Here is a 21,097-nt window from a genome sequence, read left to right on the forward strand (position 1 = left end):
CCTCACCGCACCGCTGTCGAGACCCGTGGTCGTCCACACCACGAAGGAATCGTCACCATGGGAAAACTCAACCGACTGCTCGGGATGGCCGCTCGCGCCCTCGATCTCGACGAGAGCGGATCCCGCACGGATCGCGACGGCTCGCGGGGGCAGACGCCTCCCGCGCCCGGACGGCGTCACCCGGAGAATGATCGATACTCTCCTTCGCCGGTGCACCGGACGTCGCGTGACCCGTACTCTCCGCCTCCTTCCGGTGCCGCCTCCGCCTCCCGTGCAGCCGGATCGGGGTCGGACGCCGACCGGGCCGCGATCGCACGATACGACTACCTGCTCGAGACCGCCGATCCGCACCGCGTCGAGCAGATCCATCGCGAGGCGTTCGCGCGGCTGACGCCGGCGCAGCGCGCGCAGGTGCAGGAGCGCATGAACACGGAGCTCGCGCCCGGCGAACGCCCGACCTCGTCCTCGCCGGAGGATCTCGCACGCGCGGCCGGGCGCTCCGAGGCGGCGCACCCCGGACGCATGCGCGGCATCCTGTCGCGGGTGCGCGGGTTCGGCGCTGCCGGTGCCGTCGGCGGCGCCGCCGTGGGCGCGTTGGGCATCGTGGCGGTCGGCGCCGTCGGGAGCGCCGTCGCCGCCCCCGTTCTCGAGCAGGCGGCCGGGCTCGGTGTCGACTTCGACGCGCTCGCGCAGGGGGTCGACGTCGAGGCGATCGCGAGCGGACTCGGCGGCGAGGAGCTCGCGGGAGCCGCTGAGGGTGTTCTCGGATCGGCCGGTGAGACCGTCTCGGGCCTCGGCGACACCGCGAGCGAATGGGGTCAGCGGCTCGGCGACCTCGGCATCCCCGGAATCGGCGATCTGTTCGGCCGATGAGCGGCGCGATCATGGCGGCCGCCGAGTCATCGCCGTCGGATCACGGATTCTCCGGCCTCACCGGGTTCGCCGCCGACGTCCTCACCCAGCTCGGCGACATCGGGGTGGGCGTGCTGGTGTTTCTCGAGGTGCTCGTCCCGCCCATTCCGAGCGAGGTGATCCTGCCGTTCGCCGGGTACCTGAGTCAGAGCGGCGACCTCACGCTCGGCTGGCTGATCGTGTGGAGCACCCTCGCCTCATGGATCGGAGCGCTCCTGCTCTACTGGCTCGGGGCGGCCATCGGCATCGAGCGGGCCGTGCGGCTTCTCGCGGCCACCAAGCTGGTCAGCCGCGGCGATCTGGACCGGGGAGTGGCCTGGTTCCAGCGAAGCGGAGGGTGGACGGTGCTCGTGGGGCGGATGGTCCCCGGAGTCCGCAGCCTGATCTCGATCCCTGCGGGTGCCACGCGGATGAACCTGGCGCGATTCAGCGTCTACACCATCGTGGGCAGCGGCCTCTGGAACACTCTGCTCATCGGGGTGGGTGCCCTGCTGGGAACCCAGCACGAGCAGCTCGAGCACCTGCTCGGGTATCTCGACTACGCCGTGTATTCAGCGCTGGCGATCGCCGTCGGTGTGCTGGTCCTGCGCCGAATCAGTGAGGCGCGCGGGTCGGCATCCGCGAACGGACAGACCCGCGGCGCGGCAGATGGACGCGCGGATGGCTGAGAAGCGCGCTGTGCCCCCGCTGGGACTCGAACCCAGACTGAAGCGATTTTAAGTCGCCTGCCTCTGCCATTGGGCTACGGGGGCTCCATGTGACTGGCTCAGATTACACGGGTATATCGGCCGCTCCGGCGCCGCATCCCGCACGGACAGGGCGAAGGGAGACGGGCGTCCCAGCGCCCGTCTCCCTGTGATGCTGCTGAGACAGCATCGCTACCCCCCGGCAACCGGCCGGGCACGGCCGGTGAGCCGCCACGAATGACGGCCTCAGTGATAGAGACGGCGACCGTGGATGTTCATTACGAGCATTGCGGCTAAAGTACCGGGATTCCGGACGTGGCCGTACGACTGCGCTGCGACTCGATCTCAGAAAGCATGAATCCGCGTCCGCGCTGGACATAGGGTGGGGGAGTGCTCGACCTCATCGCCGATATGAGCCCCGATCAGGGACGAAACGCAGTCTCCCCCGAGTGGCACGACCCGTCACGGTACTGGCCGCGCCTGTCTGCGGCGACCGGCCACCTCTCTGCTCCCGTGGCGGTGATCGACAGAGAAGCGCTCCGGCACAACGCCCTGGATCTGCTGGTCCGTGCGGGCGGACTGCCGATCCGCGTCGCCTCGAAGTCGGTGCGCGTGCGCTCGGTGCTCGATGCGGTGCTGCAGCTTCCCGGCTACCGGGGGATTCTCGCGTTCACCCTCGCCGAAGGGCTCTGGCTCGCCGAGACCCATGACGACATCGTGATCGGCTACCCGACGGTCGATCGCGCGGGACTCGCGCAGCTCTTCGAATCCGAAGAGATGGCGCGGCGCATCACGCTCATGGTCGACGACCCGGCGCATCTCGACATCGTCGACAGCGTCGCGCCTGCCGGCCATCGCCCCGACATCCGTATCGCGATCGACGCGGACGCCTCACTGCGATCGGCGGCGCTCGGTCATATCGGCGTCCGCAGGTCCGCGCTGTTCACTCCGGGAGAGGTGGCGGCCTTCGCTCGCACGATCGTCCGCCGCCCCGGCTTCACGCTCGTCGGCCTGCAGATGTACGAGGCCCAGATCGCCGGGCAGGGCGACAACGCGGGACCGGACGCGCCGGTGATCCGTCTGATGCAGGCGCGCTCCCGGTCAGAGCTGCGAGACCGACGAGCCGCGATCGTCGGCGCACTCTCGGAGATCGCCCCTCTCGAGTTCCTCAACGGCGGAGGGACCGGCTCCCTCGAGTTCACCGGCAGCGACGAATCGCTGACCGAGGCGAGTGCCGGCAGCGGACTGCTCGGAGGGCACCTCTTCGACGGGTATCGATCCTTCCGCCCGGCACCGGCGTCCGCGTTCGCGTTCGACGTGGTGCGGCGGCCGGCCGCCGACATCGCGACCGTGCTCGGTGGCGGATGGATCGCCTCGGGCCCCGCCGTGACGTCGCGACAGCCGTCGCCCGTCTGGCCGCAGGGACTGCGCACTCTGTCGCGCGAGGCCGCGGGCGAGGTGCAGACACCGCTGCAGGGGCGAGAGGCCCAGCACCTCGGAGTGGGCGATCGGGTCTGGTTCCGCCACGCGAAGAGCGGCGAGCCTGCCGAGCGCATCGACAGCTACCAGCTCGTCTCCGGCGACGAGATCGTCGACGAGCTTCCCACGTATCGCGGCGAGGGGAAGGCGTTCCTGTGACCCGGATCGGCGGAACCTGGCAGAACTGGGGGCGGTCGGCGCAGGTGAAGCCGCTCCGCGTCGAGCGCCCGCGCACGCCGGAAGGCGTGCAGCGCGCCGTTCGGGCGGCTGTGACGCAAGGGCTCACCGTGAAGGCGGTCGGAGCGGGGCACAGCTTCACGGGCATCGCCGTCGCCCCCGGGGTGCTCCTGGAACTCGACGACATGCAAGGACTCGTATCGGCCGACGCGTCCACCGGCCGCGCGACCCTGCTCGCGGGAACCCGGCTGCACCGCATCCCCTCACTGCTTGCGCCGTTCGGTCTCGCCATGGAGAACCTCGGCGACATCGACCGTCAGTCCATCTCCGGCGCGATCTCGACAGGGACGCATGGCACCGGGTCCGGGTTCGGGGGACTCGCCACACAGGTCGTCGCGGCGACCATGGTGACCGCAGCCGGCGAGTTCCTGAGAGTGGACGAGAGGCAGAACACCGATCTGCTGCCCGCGGTCACACTGGGGCTCGGCGCGCTCGGGATCCTGGTCGACATCACGCTGCAGTGCGTGCCGAACCTCCTCATGGAGGCAGTCGACGAGCCAGCGCCTCTCGACGACGTTCTCGAGACCCTGCACAGTCGGGTCGAGGAATCGGACCACTTCGAGTTCTACTGGTTCCCGCACACGGACATCGCGCTGACCAAGAGACAGACCAGACTGCCGGAGTCGACTCGGCGGCAGCCTCTCCCGGTCGTAGGGCGCTGGATCGATGAGACCCTGCTCTCGAACGGCGTGTACCGGGCGGTATGCGCCGCCGGGCAGGTGGCACCCATCATCACTCCGCCGTTCAACAGGCTCGCGGTGAAGCTCACGGGCGACCGGCGCTACACCGAGCTGTCGCACCGCGTCCTGACACAGAGCCGCACGGTGCGGTTCCGCGAGATGGAGTACGCGCTGCCCGTCGAGAACGTCGTGCCGGCCTTCCGCGCTGTGCGCGAGCTCATCGAGCGACGAGGATGGCGCATCGAATTCCCGATCGAGGTGCGCTTCGCGGCGGGCGACGACAGGTGGCTGTCGACGGCGTACGGCAGGGCCACGGGGTACATCGCGGTCCACCGCTACTGGCGCGCCGATCCTTCGGTGTACTTCGAGGCCGTGGAGCAGATCATGCTCGAGCACGGCGGACGCCCCCACTGGGGCAAGCTGCACACGCTGACCGCCGAGCAGCTGCGAGAGCGCTATCCGCGGTTCGACGACTTCACCGCCGTGCGCGACCGGCTCGACCCGGATCGCCGATTCACGAACCGATACCTGGATCGCGTTCTCGGCGCATGACGGGGCTGCAGCTGACCGTCGCACACCCAGTCGACGCGCAGGCTGCGCCGATAGGATGAGACAAACACGAGGAAGGGTGGGCCTCTGATGGAATGGCTCGTGCCGGTACTGATCGTCGTCGGTGTGATTCTGCTCATCGGAATCTACCTCTGGGCGACCTACAACTCGCTGGTGCAGCTCAACGTCCGCGTCGACGAGGCCTGGAGCGGCATCACGGTTCAGCTGAAGCGCAGAGCGGATCTGATACCCAACCTCATCGAGACGGTGAAGGGCTACGCCTCGCACGAGAAGGCGGTGTTCGAGAACGTCACGCGTGCGCGAGCGGAGACGCTGTCTGCCGGCAGCCCCGGCGAGGCGGGCATCGCCGAAGGTCATCTGCAGCAGGCGCTCCGCAGCCTGTTCGCGGTCGCCGAGGCCTATCCGCAGCTGCAGGCGAGCCAGAACTTCCTTCAGGTGCAGCAGGCCCTCGTCGACACCGAGGACAAGATCCAGGCTGCGCGCCGCTTCTACAACGGCGGGGTCCGCGAGCTGAACACCAAGATCAAGGTCTTCCCCAACAATCTCTTCGCCAAGGGACTCGGATTCACCGAGCGCGAGTTCTTCGAGGTCGCCGACAGCGGCGCGATCTCCGAGCCGCCACGCGTGCAGTTCTGATGTGTCAGAAGGCCCGATGCGCACCAGCGCATCGGGCCTTCTGCATGTCCGGCCGCCCGTGGCGAGTCGATCGCGGGGCCTGAGCGACGCTCACCAGACGTCGAGCTCCACAACGTCACCCTCGACGGTCACGCCACCGCGGAGCGTCCAGGAGTCCGTGCGATACGTCTCGGTCCTCGGACTGCCGTCCTGACCTGTGCCCGACACGGTGGCGACGAGGACGCCCCCGTCGGCGACGAATCCACCGTCCGTGAGCTCCAGGACCGGCAGCTGCTCTATGCGGAACCGGACGTCGTCGACCGAGGCGAACTCGGTGCCCCAGGGGATCCTGATCCCGCATCCGTCGGGAACGGCGTCATCGGAGACCTCCGCAGACGTGCACTCCTCGAGGTGGTCGTCCAGCGCCTGCTGTGCGGTCGTGCGCACATCGATCTCAGGCGTCGGTGCGCTGCTCGTCGCCGGGGGACCGGCAGCAGGGGACACATCGCCGGATGACAGCCACAGCCATGATGCCGCCACCACGACGACGAGAGCGGCACCGACGCCGCCGATCGCCCATGCCCTGCGGCGATTCACGAGGGCACCTCTCTCGCGTGCACATGGCGACGCACGGACGTGTCCGGGCGAACCGAGAGTGCGGCGTGAAGAGCCTCTGCCGCGGTGCCCCACCGCGAGACCGAGACATGCGCGAGGCCCTGCCATTCCGCTGCGAGCGCCAGCTCTGCGGCGATCCGCTCAGCGTCGGCGTCAGGCCTGGCCTGAGGTTCCCACCAGGCCGACTGCACCTGAAGCGTCGACGTCGCGCGGTCGGCCTTCAGATCGACGCGGGCCACGATCCGGTCGCCGACGAGCACGGGCAGCGAGTAGTAGCCGTATCGCCGCTTGTCGGCGGGGACGTAGATCTCGATCCTGTAGTCGAGCTCGAAGGCGCGCAGCGCTCTGTCGCGGAACCAGACGACGGGATCGAACGGTGTCAGCAGCGCTGACGCGTCGATGCGGCGCGGCAGCACGGCATCCCGATGTCGCCAGCTCGGGAGCGGGCGCCCACCGCGGTCCCAGCCCCGCACCGACACCGGGAGCAGCTCGCCCGTGTCGACCAGATCGGCGATCGACTGCGAGACCGCCGCGCGATCGCGGATGCGGTGGTAGTCGGCGAGATCCGACTGCGTCGCGACTCCCGACGAGCGCGCCGCCCGACGTGTGAGCTCGCGGATCGCATCGTCCCGCGGCACGTGGCGCGACAGGATGGCGTCGGGGATCACCTGCTCGGCGAGAGCGTAGCTGCGCTCGAAACCCTTCCGACCGCTGATCGCGACGTCCCCGGTGCGCCACAGATGCTCGAGCGCGAGCTTGACGTCATCCCAGTCCCACCATGTGCCGCGCTCGCGGGGCGCATCTTCTCGGAGATCCGCCGGTCGCAGTGGGCCCCGCGCCCGGAGCTCGTCCTGCACCCAGCGCAGCGTCCTGGTGTTCAGGCTCATCCACGAGTCGACCGCCGCCCATCGGGCGCGGAAGTGATCCATCCGGAATCGCCACAGCGGCCAATCCTCGATGGGGATGAACGTCGCCTCATGAGCCATGTACTCGACGTAGTGGGTGGTCCGGGAGTGGAACACCCGATCGAACAGCGCCGGATCGTAGGCTCCCAGACGCGAGAACAGCGGCATGTAGTGCGACCTCGCGAACACGTTGACCGAGTCGATCTGCAGCACGCCCAGCCGATCCATCACCCGGTGGATGTGCCGGGCCGACACCGATGCGGGGCGTGCGCGGGAGAAACCCTGCGCGGCCAGCGCGATGCGACGGGCCTGGGCGGAGCTGAGGGTCTCGGTCACCTCGTCAGGGTATCTCCGAGCGCCGACATCCGGGCCTCGTACGTCCGGACGCGCGGCGCCCGCGCCGTAGACTTGGGCGATGAGCGAAGAGCTGCGTCCACGGCTGAGAGACCTCTTCCGTCCGCGCCCGGTCTCGCCGGATCGCACGGTGACCACCGAGGCCGATGAAGCCGTCCCGCGAGGACTCCGCATCACGGCCGCATATTCCTGGCGCATCCTGCTGATCGCAGCGGTGGTGGCCGGATTCATCTGGCTCGTGATCGAGCTGAAGCTCCTCGTGATCCCGCTCATGGTCGGCATCCTCATCACGGCTCTGCTGTGGCCGGGATTCCAGTGGATGCTGCGCCACCGGTTCCCGCGCTGGCTGGCAGTGGCGCTGTCGATCATCGGCACGCTCGCGATCGTCTCCCTGCTGCTCTGGCTCGTCATCTGGCAGGTCCGCGCCCAGCTGCCCGACGTGCAGGCGCGGAGTTCCCAGGCGATCGAGGAATTCCGGCAGTTCCTTCTCAACGGACCGCTGCACCTGAGTGAGACGCAGATCCAGGACTACATCGATCAGGGCCTCGGCATCATCAACGAGCAGACGCAGACGCTCCTCAACGGGGCTCTCGCGGTCGGTACGACCGCCGCGCATGTGGTGACCGGAGCGGTCCTCTCACTGTTCATCCTGATCTGCCTGCTCGCCGACGGTCGGGGGATCTGGCGCTGGACGCTGCGCCTGTTCCCGCGCGCGGCGCGACCGGCCGCCGACGCGGCCGCGAGCAACGGCTTCGCGACGATCGTCAACTACGCCCGCACGCAGCTGCTGGTGGCCGCGATCGACGCGGTCGGCATCGGCGTGGGTGCCGCTCTGCTCGGCGTCCCGCTGGCGATACCGGTCGCCGTGCTCGTCTTCCTCGGATCCTTCGTGCCGATCGTCGGTGCGGTCGTGACCGGCGCGATCGCGGTCCTGCTGGCCCTCGTCTACAACGGGCCGTGGATCGCTCTGGCGATGCTGGCCGTCGTGCTCGGCGTGCAGCAGCTCGAGGGGCACATCCTGCAGCCGATCCTGATGGGCTCCGCGGTGAAGGTGCACCCGCTCGCGGTCGTGCTCGTCGTCGCCGGCGGCTCGATGGTCGGCGGCATCCCCGGAGCGCTGTTCGCGGTGCCTCTCGCAGCGTTCGTCAACGTCGCAGCGGTGACCGTCAGCACGGGGTCGTGGAAGACCGGCGACGTCCCGAACGCAGACCTAATCTGGAGCACAGTTCCGCGCGAGCGGAGACGGAGGAATCGATGAGCGCAGTCCCCAGCCTGGACGAGTTCGAGAAGGCAGCTCAGAGTCTGGCTGAGGTGATCACGCGGACGCCGACGTTGCCTTCGCGCGCTCTGTCGGATGTCCTCGGAGCGCCGGTCGTGCTCAAGATGGAGAACCTGCAGCGAACGGGGTCATTCAAGATCCGGGGATCCGCATATCGCCTCTCCCAGCTGAGTGCCGAAGAGCGCGCGCGCGGCGTGGTCGCGGCCTCCGCCGGCAATCACGCGCAGGGCGTCGCCCTCGCGGCGCAGACCCTCGGAATCCCGGCGACCATCTTCGTGCCGATCGGCATCCCGGTGCCCAAGCTGCTGGCGACCAGGAGCTACGGCGCCGAGGTCGTGCTCGAGGGAGAGACGGTCGCGACGTCGCTGCGGCTCGCCGCCGAGTTCGCCGAGCGCACGGGAGCGGTGATCATCCATCCGTTCGACCACCGCGATGTCGTCATCGGCCAGGGCACGCTAGGACTCGAGCTGCTCGAGGATGCTCCGGACGTCGACACGATCGTGCTGGGGATCGGCGGGGGAGGCCTGATCGCCGGTGTCGCCGCCGCGGTGAAGGCGAAGGCCGCCGAGATGGGCCGCACCGTCCGCATCATCGGCGTCCAGGCCGAGAACGCCGCGGCGATGCTTCCCTCGCTCGAAGCGGGATACCCGGTCGACATCGAGACGAAGCCCACGATCGCCGACGGCATCCTGGTCGCGCGCCCCGGCGCCGTCCCGTTCGAGATCATCAAGGACCTCGTCGACGAGGTCGTCACGGTGACGGACGACGACCTCGCACGCGCCATCCTCGTGCTGCTCGAGCAGTCCAAGGTGATCGCGGAGCCGGCGGGTGCCGTCGGAGTCGCCGCGATCCTCGCCGGCAAGGTGAAGGCCAGCGGCAAGACCATGGCCGTGGTCTCCGGTGGCAACATCGACCCGCTGCTGCTGCAGCGCGTGGTCTCTCACGGTCTGGCGGCATCCGGCCGGTACCTGACGATCCGCATCCCGCTGCCCGACCGTCCCGGTCAGCTGGCGCGGGTGTCCGAGCTGATCGCGGAGGCCGGCGCCAACGTGATCGAGGCGATGCACACCCGTCACGGGCACGGGCTGCAGATCAGCGAGGTCTTCCTCGAGCTCAGCGTCGAGACGCGGGGCACCGAGCATTCCGAGCACACCCTCGACACCCTCCGTCGTGCCGGCTTCCAGCCGATGATCGTTCCGGACTGACCCGCGACGACAGAAGGCCCCGTCCATTCGGACGGGGCCTTCTGTCGTCGCGGAACGCGCGCGTGATCGGAGCGCGTCAGCCGGTGTAGGTCTCGACGTTCACGATCTCGACCGAGATCGCGCGGCCGTTCGGCGCCTCGTACGAGGACTTCTCGCCGACCTTGAGTCCGAGGATCGCCTGTCCGAGCGGGCTGGCCTCGCTGTACACGTCGAGGTCGCTGCCCACGGCGATCTCACGGCTGCCGAGGAGGAAGACCTCTTCGCCACCGGCGACCACGGCGGTCACGACCGTGCCGGGCTCGACGATGCCGCGGCTCGCGGGCGCCTCGCCGACCTTGGCGGTCTTGAGAAGGTTCTCGAGGGTGCGGATCCGCGCCTCCTGCTTGCCCTGCTCGTCCTTGGCGGCGTGGTACCCGCCGTTCTCCTTGAGGTCGCCCTCTTCGCGTGCCGCTTCGATGCGCTTGGCGATCTCTTCGCGACCGGTGGTGGAGAGGTGCTCGAGCTCGGCGACGAGCCGGTCATACGCTTCCTGCGTGAGGAAGGGAACCTGAGCGTCAGTAGACATGACGAAGCTCCTTCGTTAGGTACCCGGCGACGTTCCGCGGGGGATATGCCAAGACGCCCCGGCACGGTGCCAGGGCGTCATCTGTCTGGCTCGAGTCTAAGCGACCCAGCAGCTGTTCACCAAACCTGTCGTGGCGCTCGAGACGGTGGGAACCGTGGCAGAGAGCGCCTGCGAATGGGCATCTCCGGCGGGGATCTCGACGACCTTCCAGCCGACGACCCCGAACTCCTCGTCCAGCGCCTCGACGATGCAGGCCACGTCCTTGCCCTGCACCCCGGTGATCTGGAAGCGCACGGTGACGCTGTGCTCATCCACCAGATCGAAGCCGAGATCGTCCGAGTCGACCGCGTTCATCTGCGCCGCGACGATCATCCAGCCGAACGCGCCGACGAGAAGTGCCGCGATGGCGATCAGGACGATCCATGGCCCCCGGCGGGAGCGGGTGCGACCGTAGCGGTCGTCGAGCTGTTGTGCGGTCGTCACGGGGTGGGTCTTCCGGTCGTTAGGCTGGTAACTCCAGGTTATGCGACCTGCGCATGAAAGGCAGACTCCATGCTCGCTCTGACCGAGACACCGATGCCGACGCCCACGATGACGGTGGCACCGGAGCTGGTCACGCCCGGATTCGTCGGCTTCGCCGCCGTCGTGATCATCCTGATCGCGGTGATCCTGCTGATCCTCGACATGAACCGTCGCATCCGTCGGGTCCGCTACCGCGAAGAGGTCAGGGATGAGCTCGACGCCGAAGAGGCCGCGCGGGCGGCTGACGAGGCGACCGAGACGGATGCCGACCTGCCGATCGTGCGCGAGGGCGACGACGACCCCGAGAAGCGCTGACCGAGCCTTCGGCGGGTCAGGCCCCGAGTGACGGGGACAGCGGTGCGAGGGCGATGAGCAGACACGCGATCCAGTGGCACAGGAAAGCGAGCACCGTGCATACGTGGAAGATCTCGTGGAACCCGAAATGGCCGGGCCACGGGTTGGGCTTCTTGATCGCGTAGACGACCGCGCCGCCCGTGTAGAGGAGCCCTCCGACGATGACGAGCACCATCATCGTGGCGTTCGCGACGAAGAGGTCGGCGAGGTACATCACCGCAGCCCAGCCCAGAAGCAGGTAGAGGGCGACGTACAGCCACCGCGGAGCATTGATCCAGAACACCCGGAACAGGATGCCGAGAAGCGCCCCGCTCCACACGAACACGAGCAGCAGGGCGCCCTTCTGAGGGGGCAGCGCGAGCACGGCGAGCGGCGTATAGGTGCCGGCGATCAGCAGCAGGATGTTCGCGTGGTCGATCCGCTTGAGGATCACCTTGACCTTCGGGCTCCAGTCGATCCGGTGATAGAGAGCGGAGTTGCCGAAGAGCAGCAGCGAGGTGGCCATGAACACGGCGGCGGCCCACTTGGCCGCGCCGCCCTGCGCGACGGTGATCAGCACCACCCCGGCGACGATCGCGACGGGGAACGTGGCCGCGTGGATCCAGCCGCGCCAGGTCGGCTTGATCTCGACGGCGGCGTCGTGCGCCGCCTCCTCCAGGAGGGGCAGCTGGGGGACGTCAGGTACCGAGGAGTCGGGAGTGCTCACGCCTTCACTCTATGCGGGCGCCCATGCAGGCGAGCGTACATATCCTGAGCGTCGGCCCTGGGTCCGCCGACGCCGACACGATAGCGTAGGGAGGTGATGACACGCGATGGTCAGGGGCGGGGGCCGCTGTACCGCCTCTACACCAGCCGGCTGCGCCGCCATCTCGATCCGGAGACCGTTCCCCATCACGTCGCCATGATGATCGACGGCAATCGGCGCTGGGCCAGGCAGCTCGGCTACGAGACTCCCGCGGAGGGACACAGGGCGGGTGCCGCCAAGATGCGCGAGTTCCTCGGCTGGTGCGATGAACTCGGGGTTCGGGTCGTGTCGCTGTATCTCCTGTCGAGCGACAACCTGCGAAAGCGCGACTCCGCCGAGCTCGCCGATCTGATCGAGATCATCGCCGAGCTCGCAGAGGCACTGTCGCGCGAGGGCAATTGGCGTGTGAAGCACGTCGGACGCTCCGACATCCTTCCCGCGGAGCTCGCGAAGGTGCTGGACGACGCACAGGAGCGCACGCGCGACCACACCGGCCTCCACGTCAACCTCGCGGTCGGCTACGGCGGACGCAACGAGATCGTCGATGCGGTGCGCAGCATCGTCACGGCGCATCAGGCGTCCGGCGGCACGATCGAGGACCTCGCCGCTCATCTGACCCCCGAGATGATCGGGGAGCATCTGTACACCGGCGGCCAGCCGGACCCCGATCTCGTCATCCGCACGAGCGGCGAGCAGCGTCTGAGCGACTTCCTGCTCTGGCAGAGCGCCCACAGCGAGTTCTACTTCGTGGAGGCGCTCGGGCCGGACCTGCGACAGGTCGACTTCCTCCGCGCGATCCGCGACTTCGCCGACCGCGACCGGCGCTTCGGCCGCTGACCTCGCCGACGACGCCACCCCGCGTTAACCAACACGTAACGAACTCGTGGCGTGTCGAGTTCGTCAAATGTCGGCGGCTGGTCGTAGCTTCTAGGCATCGGGCAAGGTGCCCGTCGGGTCGGCCTCAGGATGACGACTCGTGACCCCCTGGTCGACTCGTTCGAATAACCGGGAGTTCCCCGGGTCGGGAGTGGGTCGTGACCTCACGTACAGCGCAGCAGTCCACCAGCACCGCGCAGCAGTCCACCCGTAAGACGACGATGCGAGCGGGGGCGGAGGGTCCTGATCAGGATCTTCGGACCTATGTGCTCGACACGTCCGTCCTGCTGAGCGATCCGCAGGCGTTCTTCCGGTTCGCCGAGCACTCGGTCGTCCTTCCGGTGGTGGTCATCACCGAACTCGAAGGCAAGCGGCACGACCCGGAGATCGGATACTTCGCCCGTCAGGCGCTTCGCCACCTCGATGACCTTCGTGTCGAGCACGGACGGCTGGACTTCCCCGTCGAGGTCGGCGAGGGCGGCACGCTTCGGGTCGAGCTGGCCAACACGGACTCCTCGGTGCTCCCGGCCGGCATCCGGCTGAGCGACAACGACACCCGCATCCTCTCGGTCGCGATGAACCTCGCGCAGGACGGTCAGGACGTCACGATCGTCTCGAAGGACCTCCCGATGCGCGTCAAGGCGGCCTCGCTCGGTCTGCGTGCCGAGGAGTACCTCGCCGAGCAGGCCGTCGATTCGGGATGGACCGGAATCACCACCCTCGACCTGTCCGGTGACGAGATCAGCGATCTCTACGAGAGCGAGGTGGGCATCAGCGAAGATGCGAGGGGCCTGCCGGTGAACACCGGGCTCATCATCCACTCCGAGCGCGGTTCCGCACTCGGCAGGATCACGGGAGACGGCGAGTACAAGCTCGTCCGCGGCGACCGCGACATCTTCGGCATGCACGGGCGGTCCGCCGAGCAGCGGATCGCGATCGACCTGCTCACCGACCCGGACATCGGCATCGTCTCGCTGGGCGGGCGCGCGGGCACCGGAAAGTCCGCCCTGGCTCTCTGCGCCGGCCTCGAGGCGGTGCTCGAACGACAGCAGCAGAAGAAGATCATCGTCTTCCGCCCGCTGTTCGCCGTCGGAGGCCAGGAGCTCGGCTACCTGCCCGGCGATCAGGGCGAGAAGATGGGCCCGTGGGGGCAGGCGGTGTTCGACACGCTCGGTTCGGTCGTGTCAGGCAACGTCATGGAGGAGGTCGTCGAACGGGGCATTCTCGAGGTGCTCCCGCTCACGCACATCCGCGGTCGGTCGCTGCACGACGCGTTCGTGATCGTCGACGAGGCGCAGTCGCTCGAGCGCAACGTGCTGCTGACCGTCCTCAGCCGCATGGGGCAGAACTCGCGCGTGATCCTGACCCACGACGTCGGCCAGCGCGACAACCTCCGTGTCGGCCGTCATGACGGCATCGCCAGCGTGATCGAGACGCTCAAGGGGCATGACCTGTTCGCCCACGTGACGCTGATGCGGTCCGAGCGCTCCGCGATCGCCGCCCTGGTGACCGAGCTTCTCGAAGGGGGCGAACTCAGCTGACCTGAGTGGTCCGACAGCGGATGCCGTGATGTCACGGCATCCGCTGTCGCATGTTCCGGCGGATGCGTCGGCGATTCGCTTCCGTCGGCGTGGTCGTCGGATTACGCTCGTGGCACCGAACGCAGACGATGGAGTGATGCGCCATGAGTGACACAACGAAGACTGTCGAAGACCACTCGCTTCCCCCGGTGGCTGTCGATGAGAAGCCGCGCTGGACACCGCTGAAGATCGTCCTCTGGGCGGCGATCGCGCTGCTGGGCGGTGTCGCCTGGACGATGCTCGCCATCGTCAGAGGCGAGACGGTGAACGCGATCTGGTTCGTGTTCGCGGCGGTCTGCACCTATCTCGTCTTCTACCGTTTCTACTCGAAGTTCATCGAGCGCAACCTCGTCAAGCCGAACGACCGGCGCGCGACACCCGCCGAGTACAAGGCGGACGGCAAGGACTACGTCGCGACCGACCGTCGAGTGCTGTTCGGTCACCACTTCGCCGCGATCGCGGGTGCCGGCCCTCTCGTGGGACCCGTGCTCGCCGCGCAGATGGGCTACCTGCCGGGCACGATCTGGATCATCGTCGGAGTCGTCCTGGCGGGTGCCGTGCAGGACTACCTCGTGATGTTCTTCTCGATGCGCCGGGGCGGGCGCTCTCTCGGCCAGATGGCCCGCGACGAGCTCGGTCGATTCGGCGGCACGGCGGCCATCGTCGCCACACTCCTCATCATGATCATCATCACGGCGATCCTCGCTCTCGTCGTGGTGAATGCCCTCGGCGAGAGCCCCTGGGGCGTGTTCTCCGTGGCCATGACGATCCCGATCGCCCTGTTCATGGGCGCGTACCTCCGGTGGATCCGACCAGGCAAGATCACCGAGGTGTCGCTCATCGGGTTCGTGCTCCTGATGGCGGCGATCATCGGCGGCGGGATGGTCGCCGAGACCGACTGGGGTCAGGCGGTCTTCACCCTCGACCGCACGACGATCGCGTGGGGGATCATCATCTACGGCTTCATCGCCGCGGTGCTGCCGGTGTGGATGCTGCTCGCTCCGCGCGACTACCTCTCGACCTTCATGAAGATCGGCGTGATCGTGGCACTCGCCGTCGCGATTCTCTTCGTGCGGCCCGAGATCACCGTCCCGGCCTTCAGTGAATTCGCTGCGGGGGAGACGGGGCCGGTCTGGGCGGGTTCCCTCTTCCCGTTCCTGTTCGTGACGATCGCCTGCGGGGCGCTGAGCGGATTCCATGCGCTCATCGCGTCGGGCACCACGCCGAAGATGATCGAGAAGGAGAAGCAGACCCGCTTCATCGGCTACGGCGGCATGCTCATGGAGTCGTTCGTCGCGATCATGGCGCTCGTCGCCGCGATCTCGATCGACCGTGGTCTGTACTTCGCGATGAACTCCTCGCCGGCCGCGACCCTCGGCACCGTCGAAGGCGCCGTGCAGTTCGTCAACAGCCTCGGGCTGACGGGTGTGAACCTGACCCCCGAGATGCTCACGAGCACGGCCGAGGCTGTGGGGGAGGAGTCGATCGTCTCCCGGACCGGCGGTGCGCCGACCCTCGCTCTCGGCCTCGCGCACATCATGCAGCAGTGGATCGGCGGCACCGGGATGATGGCGTTCTGGTATCACTTCGCGATCATGTTCGAGGCGCTGTTCATCCTGACCGCAGTGGATGCCGGCACCCGTGTCGCGCGATTCATGCTGCAGGACTCGGTCGGCAACGTCATCCCCCGTTTCAAGGACACGTCGTGGCGGGCCGGGGCCTGGATCTGCACGGCGGTGATGGTCGCGGGCTGGGGCGCGGTGCTGATCATGGGCGTCACGGACCCTCTCGGCGGCATCAACACCCTGTTCCCGTTGTTCGGCATCGCCAATCAGCTGCTGGCGGCCATCGCGCTCGCCGTGGTGCTCACCATCGTCGCCCGCAGGCGCACGTTCACGGTTCTCTGGGTGGTCGCTCTGCCGTTGGCATTCGTGACGGTCGTCACCGTCACGGCGTCGCTGCAGAAGATCTTCTCGAGCGTGCCGCAGGTCGGGTACTTCGCCAATCACGTCGCCTTCCGCGACGCGCTCGCTGCGGGCGAGACGTCGTTCGGCACGGCGACCAGCGTCGCCGCGATGGAGGCGGTGGTGCGCAACACGATGATCCAGGGCATCCTGTCGGTGACTTTCCTGGTGCTGTCTGTGATCGTCATCACGATCTCGATCGTCAAGGTCATCCAGGCGGTGCGACCCGGGCCGATCATCGATCACGAAGACCCGGAGGTGCCGTCGCGTCGGTTCGCTCCGGCAGGCCTCATCGCCTCACCGGAGGAGCGCGCGGTCGAGAAGGAGTGGAACGCGCTGCCCTCGTCCGCCCAGCCGACGAGGGGGCACTGATGTCTGTGGCGGTGACCGAGGCGGCGCGCAGGATCTGGCACTCCGTCGCCTGGTACATGAACGGCGTAACAGGGCAGTCGCGGTACACGGCCTACGTCGCGCACGAACGGGAGCGGCATCCCGAGCGAGAGCCGCTCACCGAACGCGAGTTCTGGCGGGCGCACTACGCCCAGCAGGATGCCGACCCCGGAGCCCGCTGCTGCTGAGGGGACAGAGACGACGGATGCCGCAGGGAACGAGTCCCTGCGGCATCCGTCGTGTCAGTATCCGGTGATCAACCCGGGTGGGTCATCGACAGCAGGTCGAGCTTCTCGTCGAGCTGCTCGAGCGTCAGGTCTCCGCGCTCGACATAGCCGAGGTCGATCACGGCGTCGCGCACCGTGATGCCCTTCGCGACCGAGTGCTTGGCGATCTTCGCCGCAGCCTCGTAGCCGATGAGCTTGTTGAGCGGGGTGACGATCGACGGGCTCATTCCGGCGAAAGCCGCCGCGCGGTCGAGGTTCGCCTGCAGTCCGTCGACGGTCTTGTCGGCGAGCACGCGCGAGGCGTTGGCGAGCAGACGGATCGACTCGAGAACGGCGGTGCCCATGACCGGGATCGCGACGTTGAGCTCGAACGAGCCGGATGCTCCGGCCCAGGCGACGGTCGCGTCGTTGCCGATCACTCGTGCGCACACCATCAGCACGGCCTCGGGGACGACCGGGTTCACCTTTCCGGGCATGATCGAGGAACCCGGCTGCAGGTCGGGGATGTGCAGTTCGCCGAGTCCGGTGTTGGGGCCGGAGCCCATCCAGCGCAGGTCGTTGTTGATCTTGGTCAGCGAGACGGCGATCGTGCGCAGCGCTCCGGACGCCTCGACGAGACCGTCGCGGTTGGCCTGTGCCTCGAAGTGATCCTTGGCCTCGGTGATCGGAAGCTCGGTCTCGGCTGCGAGCAGCTCGATGACCTTCTGCGGGAACCCGAGCGGCGTGTTGATGCCGGTGCCGGTGGCGGTGCCGCCGAGCGGGACCTCGGCGACGCGGGGGAGCGCCGACTGCACGCGCTCGATGCCGAGGCGCATCTGACGGGCGTAGCCGCCGAACTCCTGGCCCAGGGTGACGGGAGTGGCGTCCATGAGGTGCGTGCGACCCGACTTCACCGCGTCCTTCCACAGCTCGGCCTTCGCCTCGAAGGCGACGGCGAGGTGGTCGAGCGCGGGGATGAGGGTGTCGATGAGCGCCTGCGTGACCGCGATGTGCACCGAGGTCGGGAACACGTCGTTCGACGACTGCGAGGCGTTCACATGGTCGTTCGGGTGCACATCCGCACCGAGGATGCGCGTCGCGAGCGTCGCGAGCACCTCGTTCATGTTCATGTTCGACGACGTGCCGGAGCCCGTCTGGTAGGTGTCGACGGGGAACTCGCCGTCATGTGCACCGGATGCGACCTCGTCGGCGGCCTGGGCGATCGCGTCCGCGATGGCCCCATCGAGCGTGCCCAGCTCCTTGTTCGCGAGCGCGGCGGCCTTCTTGATGCGCGCGAGGGCGGCGATCTGCGTGGATTCGAGGCCCTTGCCCGAGATCGGGAAGTTCTCGACGGCGCGCTGCGTCTGTGCGCCGTAGAGCGCGTTCACGGGAACCCGCACCTCGCCCATCGTGTCGTGCTCGATGCGGTAGCCCTGCGCGTCTGCGCCGCTGTGCTGGTCGGTCATTCCGAACCCTCCTTGGTTGCGGGGCTGTGCCCCTCGGTGTCGTTTCCGTCTGTGTCGAGTCCGACCGTGATGACGGGAATCGCGGTTCCCTCGGCCAGACGGTAGTTGGCGCCGACGATGCCCAGACGACCCTCGGCGACGGCGTGGGAGATCACCTCGGACGACTGCAGCAGGTCGCGGACCGTGTTGCGCAGGTGCTCCTGGCCGACCAGGTCGGCGTCGATCTCGGCGACCGTGGTCCCGCCGCTCTCGACGAGCACCTTCCGGGCCGCAGGCACGATCGGTGCGATGAGCTTCCAGATGTGCGGCGGCAGCGGCGCCGCGTCGATCGCGGTGCCGTCGATGGCGGCGCGCACAGCACCGCACGAGTCGTGTGCGAGCACGACGATCAGGGGGACGTTCAGCACCGCGACCGCGTACTCGAGGCTCGCGACGATCGACTCGCCGATCACCTGACCGGCATTGCGGACGACGAACAGGTCGCCGAGCCCCAGGTCGAAGATGATCTCCGCGGCCAGCCGGGAGTCGGAGCATCCGAACAGGGTGGCGACAGGATGCTGCGCCGCAGCCAGGTGCTTGCGTCGGGCGACATCCTGATTCGGGTGCCGCGGGGCGTCATCGACGAATCGCTGGTTGCCCTCCTGCATCTGCTTCCAGGCGGCGGCGGGCGTGAGCGTGTCTGTCATGAGGGCTACTCCGAGAGGTCGCGGATCTGGGGGACGAGGGACTCGGCGAGCTCGGCGGTGGAGTCGGCGGAGCGTGAGCCGTAGAGCAGCAGGTAGTCGTCACCCGCCTGGGTGCCGATCGCATAGGTGATGTTCTGCTTCGCACCGGCATCGCCGAGGTCGTAGACGTCCCACTCCAGCCCGCCGATCGACGTCGTGTCCGTCGGCGCGGTTCCGTTGAGGCGCTGCGGGGCCCAGGCTGCGTCGGCGTCGAAGGCCTGTGCCAGCTTGATGAATCCGCGCTCATCCTCGGCCGACGGGGCGAGGGTGACATCCCAGACCGTCGTCGCGCCGCTCGTGAGCTCGGCCGTGTTGACTCTCCAGAAGTCGGCCAGGTCGGGCACGATCACCGGGCGATCCATGGTGGACTCCACGTCCGCGGCTACGCCGACCACGTCGATCTTCTGGGCGGTCGCGGGTTCGCCACGGGGAACTGCGAGCACGATCACCGTGACGATGGCCAGCGTGACGATCAGAGCGGCCACCAGGCTGCGCACCGTCTGGCTCGAGCGATAGGCCTTGCTCGACGCGGCCTTGCGGGCCGCCGTCTCTTCGGGGGTCTCCGGCCGGCCCAGTTCGGCGACGATGGGAGCGGGCTTGCTCATGAGTCGTCTCCGTCGGCGGCACCGGTCGACGTCGCACGGGCGGCCTCGAGGCGACGCTTGGCGCCGAGCAGCCATTCCTCGCAGCGGGCCGCCAGGGCCTCGCCGCGCTCCCAGAGAGCGAGCGACTGCTCGAGGGTCGGAGCGCCCTGTTCGAGTTCGGAGACGACCTTCACGAGCTCATCGCGAGCGGCCTCGAATGACAGCGTGTCCACAGGGGTGTCGTTCGGCGCACTCACGCCTCCATCCTACGCGGTGCGCGGGACCCGCTCATCCGGAGCGGGGCACCGGTGCTTCCGGGATCTCGCCCTCGGAACGGGCCGCGACGGAGCCGCGGTCGACCGTGATCGTCAGGCTGCTGCCGGCCGGAGCGTCGGCGGCGTCGCGGAGGATCACTCCGCCCTCGAGATGGGCGATCGCATAGCCGCGCGACAGCGTGGCCGCGGGCGAGAGCGCCCGCAGTGAGGCTCGCAGCTCGCTCGTCGCACGGCCGGCCGCATCGTGCTGACGGGTGATCGTGTCGCGTCCCCGCGAGAGCAGCAGCCACACGTCCTGAGAACGCGACTCGATGATCGGGTCGGGGGAGCGCAGCGAGGGACGGGACCGCAGCTGCTCGAGCTGCGCGATGTCGTGCGACAGCCGCTGCGTCAGTCGGGTCGTGGCTCGGGATCGCAGCTGCGCGATCAGCGCCCGCTGCTCGCTGACGTCGGGTACGACGCGCTTCGCGGCATCCGTCGGAGTCGATGCGCGCAGGTCGGCCACGTCGTCCAGAAGCGGATGATCGTTCTCATGTCCGATCGCGCTGACGATCGGAGTCGTTGCCGCGGCCACAGCCCGGACGAGCCGTTCGTCACTGAATCCGAGCAGCGTCTGCGGATCGCCGCCGCCGCGGGCGATGACGATCACGTCGACATCCGGGTCGGCATCCAGTCGTGCCAGAGCGGCGAGGGTCTCGGGGACGCACCGGTCGCCCTGAACAGCCGCATACTCCGTGCGGAAGCGCACCTGGGGCCAGCGCAACTCGGCGTTGCGGTGCACGTCCTTCTCGGCATCCGACTTCTCTCCCGTGATCAGGCCGATCACATGGGGGAGGAACGGGAGGCGCTTCTTGCGCGAGGCGTCGAACAGGCCCTCCTGGCGCAGCTGCAGTCGCAGCTTCTCCAGCTTCTCCAGCTGATCGCCGAGGCCCACGTGCTTCATCGCCGAGACGGCGAAGCTGAAATCGCCGGCCTTGACGAAGTAGTCGGCCTTGACGGCGGCGACGACATGGTCGCCGACAGCCAGATCGCCGGGGATCCGCGGGCGCACACTCGACCAGATCCTGATGGAGATCTGCGCGTCGGAGCGGGTGTCCTTGAGCCGGGCGAAGATGTTGCCCCCGCGCACGTTCCAGGAGGTGATCTCGCCTTCGACCCACACCGTGTTCCAGCGCGCCACGAAGTCGCGGATCGTCGCGTTCAGGCGTGCGACCGAGGTCGGTGCGTCGGCCGAGGAGTCGCGCGGGGCGACCGCATCCGCCGGCGGAGTCTCGCCAGGACGCTTCGATGCTTCGAAGACCGTCATGC

At 68.3% G+C, this 21,097-nt stretch carries 22 protein-coding genes and 1 tRNA gene; 12 read left to right on the forward strand and 11 right to left on the reverse strand.

What is annotated here, in order from left to right:
• Positions 1-57 precede the first annotated feature (57 nt).
• Together SOM10_RS17135 and SOM10_RS17140 are read left to right on the forward strand one after the other, a co-directional pair.
• Complete coding sequence (locus SOM10_RS17135) at positions 58-873, forward strand: cation-transporting ATPase (protein WP_320491290.1); 816 nt, start codon at positions 58-60, stop codon at positions 871-873.
• Positions 870-1,580: a DedA family protein gene (locus SOM10_RS17140; RefSeq protein ID WP_320491292.1), complete on the forward strand. Its 711-nt coding sequence runs from the start codon at positions 870-872 to the stop codon at positions 1,578-1,580. The genes SOM10_RS17135 and SOM10_RS17140 overlap by 4 nt, the downstream gene beginning before the upstream one ends.
• Before the next feature lie 11 nt (positions 1,581-1,591).
• On the opposite strand, the gene SOM10_RS17145 is transcribed toward SOM10_RS17140, so the two are convergent.
• Positions 1,592-1,664: transfer RNA gene (locus SOM10_RS17145), tRNA-Leu, on the reverse strand.
• Positions 1,665-1,988: 324 nt separating this feature from the next.
• Between SOM10_RS17145 and SOM10_RS17150 the strand changes: the two genes are divergently transcribed.
• The 3 genes from SOM10_RS17150 (at position 1,989) to SOM10_RS17160 (ending at position 5,200) form a co-directional block, all read left to right on the forward strand.
• On the forward strand, positions 1,989-3,236 hold the full coding sequence (locus SOM10_RS17150; RefSeq protein WP_320491294.1) for an alanine racemase: 1,248 nt from the start codon (positions 1,989-1,991) through the stop codon (positions 3,234-3,236).
• Complete coding sequence (locus SOM10_RS17155) at positions 3,233-4,546, forward strand: D-arabinono-1,4-lactone oxidase (RefSeq protein ID WP_320491296.1); 1,314 nt, start codon at positions 3,233-3,235, stop codon at positions 4,544-4,546. The genes SOM10_RS17150 and SOM10_RS17155 overlap by 4 nt, the downstream gene beginning before the upstream one ends.
• Before the next feature lie 87 nt (positions 4,547-4,633).
• Positions 4,634-5,200 (forward strand): LemA family protein, encoded by a 567-nt coding sequence (locus SOM10_RS17160; protein WP_042542063.1) that lies wholly within the window; start codon positions 4,634-4,636, stop codon positions 5,198-5,200.
• Positions 5,201-5,290: 90 nt separating this feature from the next.
• Here the strand turns inward: SOM10_RS17160 and SOM10_RS17165 are convergent, their stop codons facing one another.
• Both SOM10_RS17165 and SOM10_RS17170 read right to left on the reverse strand, forming a co-directional pair.
• Positions 5,291-5,776 (reverse strand): hypothetical protein, encoded by a 486-nt coding sequence (locus SOM10_RS17165; protein WP_320491299.1) that lies wholly within the window; start codon positions 5,774-5,776, stop codon positions 5,291-5,293.
• Complete coding sequence (locus SOM10_RS17170) at positions 5,773-7,035, reverse strand: winged helix-turn-helix domain-containing protein (protein ID WP_320491300.1); 1,263 nt, start codon at positions 7,033-7,035, stop codon at positions 5,773-5,775. Before SOM10_RS17170 ends, SOM10_RS17165 begins: the two co-directional genes overlap by 4 nt.
• A gap of 79 nt (positions 7,036-7,114) precedes the next feature.
• Here SOM10_RS17170 and SOM10_RS17175 point away from each other — a divergent pair, with 79 nt between their 5' ends.
• Positions 7,115-8,311, forward strand: coding sequence for an AI-2E family transporter (locus SOM10_RS17175; protein WP_082297766.1), 1,197 nt, complete (start codon positions 7,115-7,117; stop codon positions 8,309-8,311).
• Positions 8,308-9,537: a threonine ammonia-lyase gene (gene ilvA, locus SOM10_RS17180; RefSeq protein ID WP_320491302.1), complete on the forward strand. Its 1,230-nt coding sequence runs from the start codon at positions 8,308-8,310 to the stop codon at positions 9,535-9,537. The genes SOM10_RS17175 and ilvA overlap by 4 nt, the downstream gene beginning before the upstream one ends.
• Positions 9,538-9,613: 76 nt before the next feature.
• On the opposite strand, the gene greA is transcribed toward ilvA, so the two are convergent.
• A complete protein-coding gene (gene greA, locus SOM10_RS17185) occupies positions 9,614-10,102 on the reverse strand; it encodes a transcription elongation factor GreA (RefSeq protein WP_053095514.1) in 489 nt (162 codons plus the stop codon).
• A gap of 96 nt (positions 10,103-10,198) precedes the next feature.
• Positions 10,199-10,585 carry a DUF4307 domain-containing protein gene (locus tag SOM10_RS17190; RefSeq protein WP_053095515.1) on the reverse strand — a complete coding sequence of 129 codons (387 nt, stop codon included), beginning with the start codon at positions 10,583-10,585 and terminating at the stop codon, positions 10,199-10,201.
• A 69-nt stretch (positions 10,586-10,654) separates the two neighbouring features.
• Between SOM10_RS17190 and SOM10_RS17195 the strand changes: the two genes are divergently transcribed.
• Entirely contained in the window at positions 10,655-10,939 is a 285-nt protein-coding gene (locus tag SOM10_RS17195) for a hypothetical protein (protein WP_053095516.1), read from the forward strand.
• Between the two features lie 16 nt (positions 10,940-10,955).
• Here SOM10_RS17195 and trhA read toward each other — a convergent pair whose 3' ends face one another.
• On the reverse strand, positions 10,956-11,684 hold the full coding sequence (trhA, locus tag SOM10_RS17200) for a PAQR family membrane homeostasis protein TrhA (protein WP_056277963.1): 729 nt from the start codon (positions 11,682-11,684) through the stop codon (positions 10,956-10,958).
• A gap of 96 nt (positions 11,685-11,780) precedes the next feature.
• Between trhA and SOM10_RS17205 the strand changes: the two genes are divergently transcribed.
• From SOM10_RS17205 to SOM10_RS17220, 4 genes are all read left to right on the forward strand, one after another.
• Positions 11,781-12,560 (forward strand): isoprenyl transferase, encoded by a 780-nt coding sequence (locus tag SOM10_RS17205; RefSeq protein WP_056277965.1) that lies wholly within the window; start codon positions 11,781-11,783, stop codon positions 12,558-12,560.
• Positions 12,561-12,820: 260 nt separating this feature from the next.
• On the forward strand, positions 12,821-14,140 hold the full coding sequence (locus tag SOM10_RS17210; protein WP_053095519.1) for a PhoH family protein: 1,320 nt from the start codon (positions 12,821-12,823) through the stop codon (positions 14,138-14,140).
• A 143-nt stretch (positions 14,141-14,283) separates the two neighbouring features.
• Positions 14,284-16,515, forward strand: coding sequence for a carbon starvation CstA family protein (locus tag SOM10_RS17215; protein ID WP_072590977.1), 2,232 nt, complete (start codon positions 14,284-14,286; stop codon positions 16,513-16,515).
• Complete coding sequence (locus SOM10_RS17220; protein ID WP_320491304.1) at positions 16,515-16,721, forward strand: YbdD/YjiX family protein; 207 nt, start codon at positions 16,515-16,517, stop codon at positions 16,719-16,721. Before SOM10_RS17215 ends, SOM10_RS17220 begins: the two co-directional genes overlap by 1 nt.
• Before the next feature lie 68 nt (positions 16,722-16,789).
• Here SOM10_RS17220 and SOM10_RS17225 read toward each other — a convergent pair whose 3' ends face one another.
• Genes SOM10_RS17225 through xseA form a run of 5 tightly spaced genes read right to left on the reverse strand, consistent with a single transcriptional unit; the run spans position 16,790 to position 21,095 of the window.
• A complete protein-coding gene (locus SOM10_RS17225; protein ID WP_053095522.1) occupies positions 16,790-18,205 on the reverse strand; it encodes a class II fumarate hydratase in 1,416 nt (471 codons plus the stop codon).
• Positions 18,202-18,891 carry a carbonic anhydrase gene (locus tag SOM10_RS17230; RefSeq protein WP_053095523.1) on the reverse strand — a complete coding sequence of 230 codons (690 nt, stop codon included), beginning with the start codon at positions 18,889-18,891 and terminating at the stop codon, positions 18,202-18,204. Before SOM10_RS17230 ends, SOM10_RS17225 begins: the two co-directional genes overlap by 4 nt.
• Before the next feature lie 5 nt (positions 18,892-18,896).
• Complete coding sequence (locus tag SOM10_RS17235) at positions 18,897-19,535, reverse strand: DUF4245 family protein (RefSeq protein ID WP_053095524.1); 639 nt, start codon at positions 19,533-19,535, stop codon at positions 18,897-18,899.
• A complete protein-coding gene (locus SOM10_RS17240) occupies positions 19,532-19,771 on the reverse strand; it encodes an exodeoxyribonuclease VII small subunit (RefSeq protein ID WP_053095525.1) in 240 nt (79 codons plus the stop codon). The genes SOM10_RS17235 and SOM10_RS17240 overlap by 4 nt, the downstream gene beginning before the upstream one ends.
• 31 nt (positions 19,772-19,802) lie before the next feature.
• Positions 19,803-21,095 (reverse strand): exodeoxyribonuclease VII large subunit, encoded by a 1,293-nt coding sequence (gene xseA / locus SOM10_RS17245; RefSeq protein WP_320491305.1) that lies wholly within the window; start codon positions 21,093-21,095, stop codon positions 19,803-19,805.
• Positions 21,096-21,097 lie beyond the last annotated feature (2 nt).

Origin of the sequence: Microbacterium sp. CFBP9023 (assembly GCF_034045055.1) — a bacterium.
GTDB lineage: Bacteria > Actinomycetota > Actinomycetes > Actinomycetales > Microbacteriaceae > Microbacterium.